This window comes from Mesorhizobium abyssinicae, assembly GCF_049887195.1.
In the GTDB taxonomy this organism is placed as follows: domain Bacteria; phylum Pseudomonadota; class Alphaproteobacteria; order Rhizobiales; family Rhizobiaceae; genus Mesorhizobium; species Mesorhizobium abyssinicae.
Genome location: NZ_JARAKC010000140.1, coordinates 1 through 348 on the forward strand (window position 1 = coordinate 1; position 348 = coordinate 348).

The following is a 348-nucleotide window of genomic DNA, read 5'->3' on the forward strand; positions in this document are numbered from 1 at the left end:
CGCCTGCGCACCTGAGCCTGCTGAACAAGCGGCTTGAAGGCCACAAAGGACCGCCTCCGACAAGAGCGCTCATGGTCGGGGGCGAGGCCTTGGTTCCGGCAGATATACAGTTTTGGCAAGAGCGGTTTCCAACCGTGCGCCTGCTCAATCATTTTGGACCGACAGAAGCAACGGTTGGATGCGCCACATTCGCCATAACCCAAGCTGTCGAGCGGCTGAACTCGATCCCGATCGGCCGTCCGATCGCGAACACGCGGGTGTATCTCCTGGACGCTCATGGTCAGCCGGTGCCGCTGGGGGCGGTTGGCGAGCTCTATATCGGCGGGGCGGGGGTGGCGCGCGGCTATC

General features: G+C 63.2%; 1 protein-coding gene. It reads left to right on the forward strand.

The genetic code is table 11. The annotated features are described in order from the left end of the window. Positions 1-71 precede the first annotated feature (71 nt). Positions 72-348, forward strand: a 277-nt coding sequence (locus tag PU724_RS33995) for an AMP-binding protein (protein WP_426213864.1), incomplete at its 3' end; no start/stop codon positions are given.